This window comes from Arenibacter sp. P308M17 (assembly GCF_003426735.1).
In the GTDB taxonomy this organism is placed as follows: Bacteria; Bacteroidota; Bacteroidia; order Flavobacteriales; family Flavobacteriaceae; genus Arenibacter.
Genome location: NZ_QVON01000003.1, coordinates 119616 through 134652, shown reverse-complemented (window position 1 = coordinate 134652; position 15037 = coordinate 119616). Strand labels below are relative to the sequence as shown.

11 protein-coding genes are annotated in these 15037 nt (G+C 41.6%); 7 read left to right on the top strand and 4 right to left on the bottom strand.

Annotated features, from left to right (window positions below; all coding sequences use genetic code 11):
* Positions 1 to 405 precede the first annotated feature (405 nt).
* Complete coding sequence (locus D0S24_RS08580) at positions 406 to 2139, top strand: FAD-dependent oxidoreductase (RefSeq protein ID WP_117019472.1); 1734 nt, start codon at positions 406 to 408, stop codon at positions 2137 to 2139.
* Positions 2140 to 2329: 190 nt separating this feature from the next.
* On the opposite strand, the gene D0S24_RS08575 is transcribed toward D0S24_RS08580, so the two are convergent.
* The 4 genes from D0S24_RS08575 to D0S24_RS08560 all read right to left on the bottom strand — a co-directional run bounded on the left by D0S24_RS08575 (position 2330) and on the right by D0S24_RS08560 (position 8420).
* On the bottom strand, positions 2330 to 4240 hold the full coding sequence (locus D0S24_RS08575; RefSeq protein WP_181938057.1) for a PA14 domain-containing protein: 1911 nt from the start codon (positions 4238 to 4240) through the stop codon (positions 2330 to 2332).
* 205 nt (positions 4241 to 4445) lie between these two features.
* On the bottom strand, positions 4446 to 5423 hold the full coding sequence (locus D0S24_RS08570) for a D-cysteine desulfhydrase family protein (protein WP_117019470.1): 978 nt from the start codon (positions 5421 to 5423) through the stop codon (positions 4446 to 4448).
* A 140-nt stretch (positions 5424 to 5563) separates the two neighbouring features.
* Positions 5564 to 6877: a Gfo/Idh/MocA family protein gene (locus D0S24_RS08565; RefSeq protein WP_117019469.1), complete on the bottom strand. Its 1314-nt coding sequence runs from the start codon at positions 6875 to 6877 to the stop codon at positions 5564 to 5566.
* Positions 6878 to 7181: 304 nt separating this feature from the next.
* Positions 7182 to 8420 carry an Nramp family divalent metal transporter gene (locus D0S24_RS08560; protein ID WP_117019468.1) on the bottom strand — a complete coding sequence of 413 codons (1239 nt, stop codon included), beginning with the start codon at positions 8418 to 8420 and terminating at the stop codon, positions 7182 to 7184.
* Between the two features lie 269 nt (positions 8421 to 8689).
* Here D0S24_RS08560 and D0S24_RS08555 point away from each other — a divergent pair, with 269 nt between their 5' ends.
* The 6 genes from D0S24_RS08555 to D0S24_RS08530 all read left to right on the top strand — a co-directional run bounded on the left by D0S24_RS08555 (position 8690) and on the right by D0S24_RS08530 (position 14987).
* Complete coding sequence (locus tag D0S24_RS08555) at positions 8690 to 9844, top strand: SIS domain-containing protein (RefSeq protein ID WP_117019467.1); 1155 nt, start codon at positions 8690 to 8692, stop codon at positions 9842 to 9844.
* Positions 9845 to 9934: 90 nt separating this feature from the next.
* Positions 9935 to 10891, top strand: a complete 957-nt coding sequence (locus D0S24_RS08550; protein ID WP_117019466.1) for a carbohydrate kinase family protein — start codon at positions 9935 to 9937, stop codon at positions 10889 to 10891.
* Positions 10888 to 11712: a class II fructose-bisphosphate aldolase gene (locus D0S24_RS08545; protein WP_117019465.1), complete on the top strand. Its 825-nt coding sequence runs from the start codon at positions 10888 to 10890 to the stop codon at positions 11710 to 11712. Before D0S24_RS08550 ends, D0S24_RS08545 begins: the two co-directional genes overlap by 4 nt.
* A 159-nt stretch (positions 11713 to 11871) precedes the next feature.
* Positions 11872 to 12906 carry an NAD(P)-dependent oxidoreductase gene (locus D0S24_RS08540; protein ID WP_117019464.1) on the top strand — a complete coding sequence of 345 codons (1035 nt, stop codon included), beginning with the start codon at positions 11872 to 11874 and terminating at the stop codon, positions 12904 to 12906.
* A 19-nt stretch (positions 12907 to 12925) separates the two neighbouring features.
* The gene (locus tag D0S24_RS08535) at positions 12926 to 13981 is read left to right on the top strand and encodes a dihydrodipicolinate synthase family protein (protein WP_117019463.1); all 1056 of its coding nucleotides are present in this window, start codon (positions 12926 to 12928) and stop codon (positions 13979 to 13981) included.
* A 91-nt stretch (positions 13982 to 14072) separates the two neighbouring features.
* Positions 14073 to 14987 carry a DMT family transporter gene (locus D0S24_RS08530; protein ID WP_117019462.1) on the top strand — a complete coding sequence of 305 codons (915 nt, stop codon included), beginning with the start codon at positions 14073 to 14075 and terminating at the stop codon, positions 14985 to 14987.
* The last annotated feature ends 50 nt before the right edge of the window (positions 14988 to 15037 follow it).

The window sequence follows — 15037 nt, the reverse complement described above, 5'->3', positions numbered from 1 at the left end:
AAATTCCATTTCGCAAGATTTTCCTCGATTTTTGACCCCGACCCTAAAGCCCGCCTGAACGAAGTAGTCGGGCAGGGGTGAAATCAAGGAAAATCAGGCTCCCTTTAGGGTTTGGGGTAAAACGGATTTTCCGAGAAACCCTGTTAAGACGATTTTTGTCATTTACTTAGAGTTCCTTGTTAATATTGGTAATTCCTCAATATTTGGCAATACGGGCATTTTTGTAATTTAGTAACGATGAAATGAGCATGACCAAAATTTGGTCGCCGGCCCGAAAGATTCATTCTGGCCGGTAAACCCAAAGGAAGATATGCGAATTACACCAGCCTGTCCGCCCTTTCCGGTACGGACGGGAACGATGAAGTCGGGCAGGTATGACCGCTAAAGCACAATAAATATCTATACATGAAGAGAAGAAACTTTTTAGGTAATTTGGCCGCAAGTAGTGGGTTGGTGGTCTTAAATCCAATTTATGCATCCCAAAAAAAGAAGAATTCCAAAAAGGTCAACAGTATAAATTTAGAAGGGAGGGTCTTAAAAGCAGATCTGGTAATAATAGGCGGGGGAACAGGTGGGTGTGCCACGGCCTTGGGGGCACTTCGCAATGGCCTGACGGTTATAATGACAGAGGAAACTGATTGGATAGGCGGGCAATTGACCCAACAGGGCGTACCTCCGGACGAGCATAAATGGATCAACGATTTTGGAGCTACTGCTTTATACAGGGAATTTCGAAAAAAAATCAGGCAATATTATCGCAATAACTATCCCTTGAAACCGGAACTTTCGGGGAACGAAAGGTTCAATCCCGGTAATGCCTCCGTGTCCGAAATTAGTCATGAGCCCAAAATTTCGTTACGTGTGCTGGAAACCATGTTGGATCCCTATATCAGTGCCGGTAAACTGGTCCTTTTAAAAGAAACGGTGGCTTTGGAGGCTACTACCTTTGTAAACAAGGTGCAATCGGTAAGCGTTAAAACCCTTCCCACGGGCGAGATTAGGAATTTAAGGGCTCCTTTCTTTGCGGATGCCACGGAATTGGGCGATTTATTGCCCATGACGGGTACCGAATACGTTTGCGGAGCGGAAGCCAAATCCGATACAGGGGAGCTGCATGCGGCCGAAATGGCGGACCCCACCAACAATCAGGCATTTACCGTCTGCTTTGCTATGGATAACAGGCCCAAGGAGGATTGGACCATAGACCGGCCGGAGGAGTACGGATTTTGGCGCGACTTTAGACCCGAAATGAAAATGCCATGGGCCGGAAAGTTACTCGAGCTCAACTATTCCAACCCCCGTACCCTGTTGCCAAAGAATTTAGGTTTCGACCCACGGGGCAATAGCTTGGGGAATGTATTGAACCTTTGGAACTATCGCAGAATCCTGGCCAAGGATAATTTTGAAGAGGGGTTTCTTACGGGGGATATTACCTTGGTAAATTATCCCCAAAACGATTATTTTTTAGGGAATATAGTAGATGTAGGCAACAGTGAACTGAAATATCATGTGAATAGGGCCAAGCAATTAAGTCTTTCCCTCTTGTACTGGCTGCAAACGGAAGCTCCCAGGGCCGATGGCGGAAAAGGCTGGCCGGAAATAAGACTGAGACCGGACGTAATGGGAACCAATGATGGCTTGGCAAAATATCCCTATATAAGGGAATCTAGAAGGATCAAGCCGTTATTTCGCGTTACCGAACATCATGTGGGGGCAACGCAAAGAGCAGGTATCCTAGGGGTGCCGGAAACCGAAGCCCGGGCTGCAAATTTTGAGGATAGTGTAGGGATTGGATATTACCACATTGATCTGCATCCCAGTAGTGGGGGGGACAATTATATAGACTTTGCTTCCCTTCCGTTTCAGATTCCCTTGGGAGCGTTGATTCCACAACGGATGGAAAATATATTTCCCGTAAATAAAAATATTGGCACCACCCACCTTACCAATGGATGTTATAGATTGCATCCCGTGGAATGGAGTATTGGGGAGGCCATAGGGATGTTTGTTCCTTTTTTAATGGAATTGGGGAGAAGCCCACAAGAAGTTTATAAAGATGCTACTGCCGTACGGAAATTTCAAAGCCTTATTCGTGCTCAAGGGATAGATACCCATTGGCCTTACGAAAAAATGGAATAGCAGTGGCAGTGTTTTTGCTATTTCGCAAAAATCGTTTAGAGGTTATGAACTCTTGATGGGCGTATTATTTGGGGTGTTTCATTTTAAATCTACTTCATAAGTACATGACAAAAATTGAGGAAAATTTTGCAAAATTGAATTTTGTCATATAACAAAATCTACTTCACCTTATTTAACATTGAGCTAAAAGTTAATGCCAAAATATTGCTGGCGATTTTTCTACAGTAGGTCCGGAGAAGTCCAATTGCAAATGCTCTCCTAAAAAGTCTTCAAAATAATCGATCCGAACGGGATGCTTGCCCTTTTTGAGTGCTTTTAGACCAGTTTTTGTTGAGGTATCGTGCGAGCCGTCATTATCTATTAAGAGTTCACCGTCCAAATAAAGTTTAGATCCATCATCGGACTTTAAATAAAAAGTATATATTCCTGTTTCCGGTATGCTGATGAAACCTTTATATTGAATGGCATAATGGTCCAATCTTTCACCGATCTTGTCTGGGTCCAATAGGGTGACCGAGCCTTTTTTTACCGATTTCAAGGTGCTAAAATCAGGTACTGAATCAAAATTGCCTTCGTAATAGGCGTATTGCAGCCCCTTTTTGCCGTTCCTTGATTTTTTTGTTGCCTCCGCCGGTTTTATCTTTTTATAGGTTTTCTGGAGTACGGCACTTTCAAAACCTTCGGAATCCATAAGTTTCACATTAAGCACGGTGGTCTTGTCCAGGGTCAGACGCTCGGGGAATATGGGAGCATTTTCATTTAATTGGCTACCGTCCAAAGTAAATTTGGCGGAAACTTGTTTATAGGGATGCGTTAAAGCCACTTGTAGATCTTTTATAAAAATGTCTTGTTCCGTTATGGATATACCAGTGTGGGACGGCCTTAGTTCAATGATTTCGGTACCGCTCAAACTGAATTCCGGTTCCATAAAAGCGTTATCGTAGCTCATTTCCCATTCAAGTTCCAAAGGATCCCAAGTAGATGCATCGGAATCGTCCATGGGGGCAGTTTTTATGACTATTTCAGAGGAAGTCATGGGGGGCAGACTAAGCTGAAAGCGGGAAGAATCGGGTTTTACCTGGTGATGATGGTACAATTGGCCCTTAAAGTGAATGGGTTTGTTGGAGGTATTGTCTAACAATAGAATGGCTTTTCTTTCTGTTTTCTTGGCCATGACCAAGGTTTTAAAATTGGTTGCATTGATGAGCGAAACGGCCAGTTCATTTGTTTGCCTGGTGCTTACGTTATGATCAAGAATTCCTGAAAGGGCAATGTTGGCTAGTTTGGGTCCATTGTCCGTCATGGTCACCCATCCGATATGATCGAACTCTCCAAATTTGGGGCCCCTTAACTTACTTCCACCGCCGGTGGTAGCTAGGACATAATGATTTTGATCGTTTCTTACGTCGAACAAATAGCGATGGGTATGGCCAGCGAAAACGGTATATTTTCTATCGCTTAAGGCTTCTTCCACTTCATTGAACCCACTGGCTTCCCCGTAGGCCCACATAGGATGGTGCATAAAAACCATCGTCCAGCGTACATTGTTGTTCTGGGCGATGGCTTCCTTTAAAAATGCAATTTGGTCCTTGCCCATGATTACCCCATCACCATCGTTGCTATTTAGGATAAGAAAGAGTACATCTTTGTAGATAAAGTGATAGTAGTCCTTGCCATAGCGTTCCTTCCATTGTTGTGCCATTACCTCGTTGGAATAATCGTGGTTCCCCGCTACATAGAAAAAACGGGTGGAAAGCGGCTTTAGAATACTGTCAAATTCCTTCCATTGTGCATTTATCAGGCTATTGTCCTTGGAATATCCTTCGATTAAGTCGCCCACGCTAATTACGAATTCCGGATACAATAGGTTTATTTTTTCGATTCCCTTGCCAAATACCCCTTCACGATGCCCTCCTGTTCTATCGCTGACAATGGCAAATTGAAAATTATCGGGATTATTGTAAAATGGCTTGTTCGTCCATGGTTTCAATTCCTCTTTTATGGTATGGGAAAAGGTCGGGTTTTCGTTTTGCGCGTGGAGCACACTGCCTATATGGACTATTGTTACGAAGGCTAAAAGACATTTAAAAAAGGGTTTCATATAGACGCTGTTTATAATGGCTAAAATATTTTTTAAGAAGGAAAAGCATATTAACCCTAAGTTAAGTTTTTTTTGCATAGGGTTAAGAGTTGTAAAAATAATTAAGATAAGATATATAAATGTCAGGTATTTAAATAAACCTATTTTCTGCTTTTCCAATAAAGTTTACATGCTAATTCTTAAGTTGGACCAACCATAACAGAAGTTATTTAAGTTGATTTGCGGAGGTGAACATGGCAGGCAACCCACCTGTATGCCAAAACAGGACATTGGAATTAGGGGGTAGTTTTTCTTTTTTTAGGAAGTCCAACATTCCGTAAAATGCCCTTCCAGTGTAAACAGGGTCCAATAAAATTCCTTCGTTCCTTGCCAATTCAAAAATGGCATTTCTTTCATTTTCAGTGACCACGCCGTAACCATCCTTGTCGTAATCCCTATTTAAGTTAATTTCCGAAATTTGAATTTTTTTATCGATTTTAAATTTTTTAAATCCATCATTTATAATATCTAAAACAACTTTTTCCAGCGAAACACCCTTTGTTTCATCCTTATCTATACTGATCGGAATCAACTCTGAATGTAATGTATAGATTTCTTTCCCTAGGGTCAATCCTGCCTGCATTCCTCCGGAACTTGAAGCAAAGAATATATAATCGATTTTCAATTGTTGTGCCGTTAATTGCTCTTTTAGTTCCCTAACGGCATTAACGAATCCCATGGCACCAATGATATCAGAACCTCCATAAGGAATTACATAACACCTCTTCCCTTGTTTGTCCAGTATGTTTTTTAAGGTTTCTATATCCTCCCCCTTTCTGTTCTTAGCTGTAAAATGAATATTGGCACCAAGAATGGAAGAGAGCAACAAGTTGCCTTCATAAACTTCGGGCCTTTTACCACCCAACAGTAAATGACATTCCAAATTGGCCATTGCACAAGCGGCGGCCGTTTGTCTGCAATGGTTGGATTGTTGTGCTCCGGCGGTAATAATGGTATCGCAATTTTCATCCAGCGCCTGTTTGATCAAATACTCCAATTTTCTGGTTTTATTGCCGCCAGAGGCCAGTCCGGTGTGGTCATCCCTTTTAATAAAGAGATTATAATTGGGGTGCTTATTGGATAATTTTTTTAATTTATGTAAAGGGGTTGGAAAAAAACCTAGATTAAATTTATTGTAGAGCATATTGTTGTTTTGATGTATTGCGGGAAAAGACAGGGCCGAGCATAAAGAAAATGTCTGGTAGATTTTTTAGCGAAGGAGCCAGCCGGCGCATAGATAAAACCAAAGGATAAAACCTGGACTATTCCTACTTTACATGGCGTTTATAAAACCTCTGTTTTGCCAGGGATCGGGATTTCGTAATTACCATCTTTCCCCGGCATATCGGGCATTGTGGCATCCCATGTAAATTCGTTGGGTAGAATCGTTTTTTTGGAAGCCAGGACTTGTTCCAGATTCAACCTTTGACCGGAGTGGATCGCCATTCTTCCCATTATGGTGGTCAGTGTGGATTTGGCACCGTATTCCACTTGATTTATGGGGTTATTTTCCAAAATGGAGTTGATGAAATGGGATTGACATTTTTGGGAAGAACCAAAAACCTCCTCCTTATTACGGTAACGCCAAATTAGTTCGCCTGCTGAATTGAATATTTGGGATTTGTCATCGGCATATCCTATGCTTCCTTGAATGTGAAAGCCACTTTTGTTCCAGTTATTGTCAATATTTCTGCATTGAACGTGAAGTTTCACCTTGTTGGAATATTCGTATTCCGCATAATGATGGTCATAGGTATTTCCTTGATTGGGTCCCGAATAGGCCTGTCGGCCACCTAAGCCATTTACGGTGTTTGGATAATCGTTCATTATCCAATTCATGATATCTATTTGATGGATGGCCTGTCCGGCCAACTGACCTCCCCATAACCAGGTGAAGTACCTCCAATTTCTCATTTGGTAATTCATTTCCGTCTGTTCCGGTTGTCTTGGAAATATGACGGGAGCACCTACATTATAATAAACGTCCAATGAAGTAATGTCCCCAATGGCACCCTCTGCAATTTTATCTTTCATCTCTTGATACCCCCCCTCAAACCGTAGCTGAAGTCCAACGCCAACGCTTAAACGCTTTTGTTTTGCAAGTTCATTGGTTTCCATTATTTTAAGATATCCGGGAATGTCCACAAACAATGGTTTTTCTATAAAGGCGTGCTTGCCGGCATTAATGGCTGCCTCAAAATGAATCGGACGGAACGGGGCAGGGGTTGCCAATATTACAATATCGCAATGTTCGATTACTTTTAGGTAGGCATTGAACCCTATAAATTTTCGGGTATCAGGGACATCTATCTGATCGGGAAAGGCGTTTTTTAAGTTTTGGTAGGCACTGTTGAGTCTATCGTCAAAAACTTCTCCCATAGCAACCAGTTTTACGGCTGTAGAAGTATTTAGGGCTTCATAGGCGGCCCCGGTTCCCCGACCACCACAGCCTACAAGTCCTATTTTTAGTTCGTTTATTGTATTGCTCCTGTTATTGGCCATTGCCTTAATAGGTAATCCGCTGAATATGGCACCACTGGCCAGTACACTGGTCTTAACAAAATCCCTTCTGCTGTTCGGGCTCCCCTTTTTAATCATAATTCAATGTTTTATAATTAATAGCTTATTTTAAACTTGATTTATTTTTAATGCTGAATGTCTTTCCATGGTACAATTTTAATATTAAAATACATAATTGTCCGGTTAAAGACAAAAGACCACTTCGTTGCAAGCCTTAAGACTAAAGATCCGATTATAACCAGCTGATTTAAAGCATCCCTTTTTATCCAGATATATCGGATCAAAAAGCAGGGTACAAAAGGCGTCAATGTCTCATAATCATTGTTATTAATGGACTTATGATGATTTATAAAAATGTTATCGGACAACAATAATTAAAATATTAAAAGAATAAATAATAAATACTATACACGGACATTATTAATAGCACTGTGATGCCAATAACACCTATGGCATTGGTGTAATTACCATTTTTAAGTTCATTGGATATTTTATTCCTGTTTGCGAACATTAATAGAATTACAGCGGTCATCGGTACTATCATAATGGTTATTCCCTGGGCAAATATGATAAGTTCCAGGGGAAGTGCGCCAAAAATGAAGGCAATGATCGCGCCTATCAGGATTATTAGTACGATCATGGATCGAACCCTGACTTTTTGAAGGCTGCTCTCCCCGAATAGGGTATCGGCCAGAATAACGCCGCCAATTGTGGCATTGCCTATCATAGAGGAGAAGGAAGCCGCAAAGAAACCGATCATAAAAACATAGGAGGTAAAGGAGCCGAATAGGGGTTCCAATGCCAGCCCCAGATCGGAAGCACTACGAACATCTATATTATTGCTTTTTAAAACAGAAGCGGCACAAATCATGACCAACGATGAAAGCAATCCTAGAATAATGATTCCCGTCCTGCTCTCCCGTATACAATCTTGTAGGTCCGCCAAACCGGAACCTTTTTCCTGGACAAGGTAGGATTGGTAGAATGCACCTACTATAGAAAAACTGGAGGCTGTTAGGGTTATGATTAAATATTCGGACCCGCTTGGCACAGATGGGATAAGCCCAAGGATTATCTGTTCTATATTTGGCGCTACCATTATTATAGTAAGAAAAAAAGAGCTTAACATTAGAATGACCAATCCTATCATTAGCTTCTCAAGGATTTTGTAAAAAGATTTAAAGTATAATAAGGATATGGCCAATAGGGTGAAAAGAAGGATCCAAACTGCCAATGGGGATGAGAACATTTCGGAAAACGCAAGGCTCGCGCCAACTGTATTGCCCGCCTGAAAGGATGCCGTAGTTAAAAAGATGCCCAAACCGACTAAAAATGCAATGGTCCTGCCCATTTCTGTTTTAATGCGTGTCATTAAGGAAACGCTACTATAAAGGCCTATTCTGGTAGACATTTTAGTAAAAGCGGTCATAAGGATAATGGATAGAACCACAACCCATATTAAGCTGTAGCCGTAGCTGGCACCCAATTTGGTATTAATGGTCAAACTGCCAGGCCCAAAAACCAAAGCTGCCGTAATAATACCGGGACCAAGCTTTTTAAAAAAGGATTTGGGCGCAGGTTCAACAGGTCTTTTAGGGTCGATCTTTTTTATTAATTTCATTAAGTGTTATTTTTTATCATGGTCAAGATTTGAACGCCTTGGAATACGTAATTTAAATTGGCCTGCAGGTTTTTGGTTTCGTATAAACCGATTCCGTTATTTAAAATTTAAAATAAAGGTACATGAATGCCCAATTTATGGTAAACAAATATATCGAAATAATAATTAAATAATAAGGAATAATAAATAATATCACAAAAAATGCTTTCGTTTACTTAAAAGTTTAATTACATTTGATTTCTTTTAAGATTAATTTTGATATTGAAAGTATGATTGAAAATAAAAATGCGACAAGTTCAAGTTATACGGCTTCCGAAATAATGGGTCAGCCTTATTTGTGGCAAAAGACCTATGAAGATGTTGTAGCTTCAAAACAGGAATTGTCCAGTTTCCTGAATAAAGTGTTGGTTTATGATAATCTGAAGGTTATCTTGACAGGTGCCGGTACCTCTGCTTTTATTGGGGAAGTGCTGCATAAAAAGTTTCAGAAAAAATTTGGAAGGCCAACGGAGGTGATAGCATCGACCGATTTTATTTCGCACCCTGCCGATTATATCATGGATTCCGAACAACCGGTATTGATGGTGTCCTTTGCACGTTCCGGGGATAGTCCGGAAAGTGTTGCTACGGTCGATTTGGCTTCTGAATATTGCACTACGATCTTTCATTTGATAATCACATGTAACGCTACCGGCAAGCTTGCCAATTTGGCCGATCTGGACAATTCTTTTGTGCTGTTAATGCCTGCAGGGGCAAATGATAAGGGGTTGGCTATGACGTCATCCTTTACCACTATGTTGTTGGCCGGGATTCTGGTGTCCGATATTAAAAAGTTGGAAAGGAATAAAAAATATGTGGACCATTTAGTGCGGTATGGGAAAACCATTCTTGAAAAATATACGGAAATGGTAAAGGTCGTGGCCACGCTGGAATTTAATAGGGTGTTTTTTCTTGGGTCGGGCGCTCTAAAAGGAATTGCAAGGGAGTCCCATTTAAAAGTCCAGGAATTGACAGATGGTCAGGTAGTTTGTAAATACGATTCGTTCCTGGGGTTGAGACATGGTCCCAAAGCAGTTATCAATGAATCTACTTTGGTAGTGTACCTTTTTTCCAATGATGATTTTGTAAATAAATATGAGTACGATTTGGTGAGATCCATAAATCAGCAAAAAGAAAAGTTGTACGAAATTGGAATCGGCGAGCTTATAAAAAATAAAGAAAGTATTTCTTTGGACCTGTTCATTGAGGTAGCCGAATCCAATAATATCCCAGAGGAATATTTTGCGGTGTGCGCGGTACTTCCAAGTCAACTTTTAGGACTGTTCAAATCACTGGATCTGGGTCTTTCGCCAGATTCCCCATCGGTAAATAATTCTATCAACAGAGTGGTTCAGGGGGTTAAAATTTATAAGAATAAAAAATAGGTATAAAACCATACTACCTATGCAGTCAAAGAAATTGTGATAATTTAGATTTGATATAAGAAAATATTTAAAGCACTGAAAATATAGTCAATGGCGAGGGAATTTGATGTCATAGTGGTAGGGGAACTCAATGTGGATTTGATTTTTAACCAGATCCAAGGATTTCCAGAGGTCGGAAAAGAAATTTTGTCGAACGACATGACTTTGACCTTGGGAAGTTCATCTGCCATTTGCGCCAGCAATTTAAGCTCTTTGGGCTTAAAGGTGGCCTTTGTAGGAAAGCTTGGCAATGATGTTTTTGGGCAATTTATAATTGATGAATTAAACAGTGCGGGAGTAGATACTTCGATGATCATCATTGATGATAAATATAAGACCGGGGCCACGGTAGCACTTAGTTATGATGAGGAAAGGGCTATGATTACTCACCAAGGGGCCATGTCCTATATGGGTCTGGATGATATTGACCCAAAGCAGTTAAGACGGGCCGAACACCTTCACTTTTCCTCTTATTTTTTTCAGCCAGGATTTAAAAATAGCCTTCATAGACTATTTGAAATGGCAAAAAATGAGGGAATCACGACTTCGTTGGATGTACAATGGGACCCGTCCGAAACATGGGAGCTCAATTTGGAACAAGTGCTTCCTTTTGTGGATGTTTTTATTCCCAATGAAGTGGAGCTTAAAAAATTGACAGGGTTTTCTAGCATTGACCAAGCCATTGAAAGTGTTGGAATTAAATGCAACTATGTGGTGGTTAAATGTGGTAGCAGGGGGTCTGTAATGTATTATGATGATAAGTTGGTTCCACAAAAACCTTTTTTGAATAAGAACGTGGTCGATACCATAGGTGCGGGAGATAGTTTTAATGCAGGTTTTATTTCCAGGTTTATAAAGGGGGCTTCCCCTGAAGATTGCCAGGAGTTCGGGAATTTGATCGGGGCCATTTCTACAACGGAAGCCGGTGGGACCGGGGCTTTTAATAATCTTGATGAAATAATGAAAATAGCGAAGGATAGGTTTAATTATTATGGGTCAATAGAATGAAATTACAAGATAAGTTCATAGCGTTAAGAAGTAAAAAACAGGCGGTCTTGGCTACAAATTTTTATAATTTCGAGACCTTGAAAGGGGTTTTATTGGCTGCGAAAGCTATGGAGCAGCCCCTTATTTTGCAACTGACCAAAAGCTCTATAGACTATATGGGATTGCCCGTGGCATATCAAATGGCCAGATCCATGCTCAATTATCATGGTGTGGAGGGGTGGATACACTTGGATCATGGGGATTCCTATGATCTTGTGGCCCAATGTTTGGATGCGGGCTTCGATTCGGTAATGATCGATGCCAGTGAAAGGCCCTTTAGTGAAAATGTGGCCATTACGGCCAAGGTAGTGAAATTGGCCGAAAGCTACGGTGCCAATGTTGAGGCAGAGCTTGGATATATTGCCAAATTGGGCCAGGATAAGGAAAAGGGAGGTTTTACACATCCTTTGGAAGCAAAGGAATTTGTGGAGGCTACGGGGGTCAATGCCTTGGCCGTTGCCATTGGTACCGCCCATGGTTTTTATGATAGAGAGCCGGAACTTCAACTTGATCGGTTGTCGGAAATTGCAGCGGCCACTTCTGCAGCATTGGTTTTGCACGGGGGTTCTGGAGTTCCGGGAAGCAGTTTAAGAAAGGCGGTGGACAGGGGAATTTGTAAAATAAACCTGGCTACGGAGATCAAGAATATTTTTATGGGTGCCCTAAAAGTCAAATTATTGACCAATGAGGAAATAGACCTTAGAAAAGTATTTCCGGTAGCCACAGATGAAATTGTGGAGTTGGTAAAGGAAAAATTGGATATTGTAAGAAATTTAAATTAACGTGAGTTTGATATACATTATTTAAAATCAGTTATATAAATAATACTTGTCGGGCGGATCCCGATAGCTATCGGGAGAGACCTAAATTTAATGACATAACATCCTTAACATAACACTAGATAATAAAAATAATTCAGAAAAATAATAAAAGGAATAAAAATGGATTATCCAAAGTATTTTAGGGACGAGAACGAGTTGGAGGAAGCCTTGTCGCGGCCTACTTCAGACTTGGTAGCCATGTTCAAGGCCTTGGAAGGAGATGTTATCCTGCTAGGTGTTGCGGGTAAAATGGGAGTTTCCATGGCACGTATGGCCAGAAGGGCCTGTAATATGGCCGGTATCGAAAAGCGAATTATAGGTGTTTCCAGATTTAGCGATAGGGAACAACAATCCTTTCTTGAGGAAAGTGGCGTTGAGACCATTAAGGGAGACCTTCTGGATCGGGAATTTTTGGATAGCCTTCCCGAAGTGGATAATGTTATTTATCTGGCAGGTACAAAATTTGGTACGGACGGCAATGAGTCCCTTACCTGGGCAATGAATTCCTTTCTACCGGGCCTGGTTGCACAAAAATATAAAAACTCCAGGATAGTGGCGTTTTCTACCGGATGTGTTTATCCATTAGTGGATATAACTTCTGGAGGATCCAAAGAATCCGACACTCCAGGGCCGGTCGGGGAATATGCACAGTCCTGTTTGGGAAGGGAACGTTTGTTCGAATATGGAAGTATAAGGAACGGAACCCCGGTAATCCTAATTCGGTTGAATTATGCCGTGGAAATGCGCTACGGGGTATTGGTGGATATTGCTTCCAAGGTTTACCATCAAGAACCTGTGGATGTAACCATGGGATATGCCAATGTAATTTGGCAAGGGGATGCGAATGAGATGATTCTAAGAAGCTTGCAGTTTTGTGCTTCTCCCGCAGCGCATTTGAATATTAGCGGCACCCAATTGATATCTGTGGCCGAGGTGGCCAAAAAATTTGGACAATTAATGGGAAAGGAGGTCCTGTTCAGAGGCACTGAAGCGGATTCGGCCCTTTCGGTCAATGTCTCCAAGAGCATAGGCCTGTTGGGAGCCCCTAAAGTAGCTTTGGATCAGTTGGTGGAATGGACGGCCCATTGGATAGGTACCGATAAGCGTTTGTTGGGTAAATCGACCCATTTTGAGGTAAGGGACGGCAAGTATTAATCATTAAATACAGGGAACATTGAACAGTGTATTGTCAGAGAATTTAAAGGATTTATTGCTAAAGGGGTTGGTGATACCCGCTAATCCGACCGCATTGACCCAAGACTTAAAACTGGATGAGCGCAGACAGAGGGCATTATCCAGATATTACTTGGCTGCCGGGTCGGGAGGCTTGGCCATTGGCGTCCATACCAGTCAATTTGAAATTCGGGAAGCGGGGCTTTACCAACCTGTACTGGAATTGGGAAAGGAAGAGATAGATTCCTTTTATAACAAAGGCGGGAAGGTAGTTTTTAGGGTTGCCGGGGTGTTGGGAAATACGGCACAGGCCGTAAGGGAGGCCCAAATTGCGGCCGATCTGGGGTATCATGCCGGATTACTTGGTTTAGCGGCTTTAAACGGAAAATCGAACAAGGAATTGATTGCGCATTGCAGGGCAGTTGCCGAAGTTATACCTGTGATCGGTTTTTATTTGCAGACTTCGGTTGGCGGCGGAGTCTTGGATTCGGATTTTTGGCGCGAATTTTCAAGGATAGAAAATGTCGTGGCCATTAAAATGGCGCCTTTTGATAGGTATAACACCATTGATGTTGTGCGGGGTGTGGCCGAATCGGGCAGGGCTTCGGAGATTGCACTATATACCGGGAACGATGACAATATAGTGGCCGATTTGTTAACAGAGTATAACATTCCCACAGTTGGCGGCATCGTTAAGAAAAAAATTGTGGGCGGCTTGTTGGGGCATTGGGCCGTTTGGAATAAAAAGGCCGTGGAACTTTTTGATAGGATAAAAAATGCACCTCCATCGGAAGCATTGGATCTTTTATCGCTAGGAATCGGAATAACGGATGCCAATGCGGCTTTTTTCGATTCCAGGAATCGTTTTCGGGGCTCCATTGCAGGGATCCATGAAGTATTGATAAGACAGGGTTTATTGAAAGGTAATTATACCATTAACCCAAAGGAGAGATTAAGTCCGGGCCAAAAAAAGGAAATAGATAGGGTGTATGCCCTTTATCCCGAATTGAACGATGATGATTTTGTAAGGGAAAATCTGGATCATTGGATGCGCTGATATAGAATTTATGGATAGGAATTGTTTCCTTTGTTTTTAAAGGGATTAATAAGGGGCGGTTGTATAATTTAAAGTGTTATTTGGATACGATATGAAAGACAATAAGAAGAAGCCTTGGCTGTTATTTGCAATCGTTGCTACGGTATTTTGGGGAGTTTGGGGTGCATTTACAGGGGTTCCTTCCCGTAACGGATTTCCGGATACCTTGATCTATTGTGTCTGGGCCCTGACCATGATCCTTCCTGCCGTTTTTGTGCTATGGCGAATCAATTGGAAGTTGGAAAGGGATAAAAAATCCATAGTATATGGTTTAATTATTGGTCTTTTGGGTGCAGGTGGGCAAATGATTCTTTTTTATGCGGTAACGGTGGGGCCAACCTATTTGATCTTCCCGATAATATCCCTTTCCCCTCTGATAACGATTGTACTCTCCCTTCTTTTTTTAAGGGAGCGCACCGGTTTGTTGGGGGTCATTGGTATCTCTTTGGCCTTACTTTCCTTGCCGTTATTTGAATATAGTGGGGACATAAACACCGAAGAGTTGGGCGAAAATGGGACCTTGTGGTTCTTGCTTGCCATACTGGTTCTGGTTGCCTGGGGCGTACAAGCGTATTTTATGAAGTTGGCAAATAACTCCATGAGTGCGGAAAGTATATTTTTCTATATGATGATTACAGGAATTATGCTCATCCCCATAGCTTTATATATGACCGATTTTTCCCAAGAAATCAATTGGGGCTGGGACGGCCCCTATTTGGCCGCGGCCATCCAAATTTTAAATGCCATAGGGGCCCTTTGCCTTGTATTCGCCTTTAGGTACGGTAAGGCAATAGTAGTCTCGCCAATGACCAATGCCGGAGCGCCTTTGATGACCTCGATTATTTCATTGTTGGTCTTGGGCGTCATGCCGGGGCATTATAAAATTGCAGGAATTGTATTGGCCGTTATTGCTGCGTTTCTTCTGGCGGTGCAACCGGAAGGTAAAATGGGGAATAAGGATAAATAGGGTATTCTTGAAGTTCTAAACAGGTATTTCTACGATATATTCAATATTTT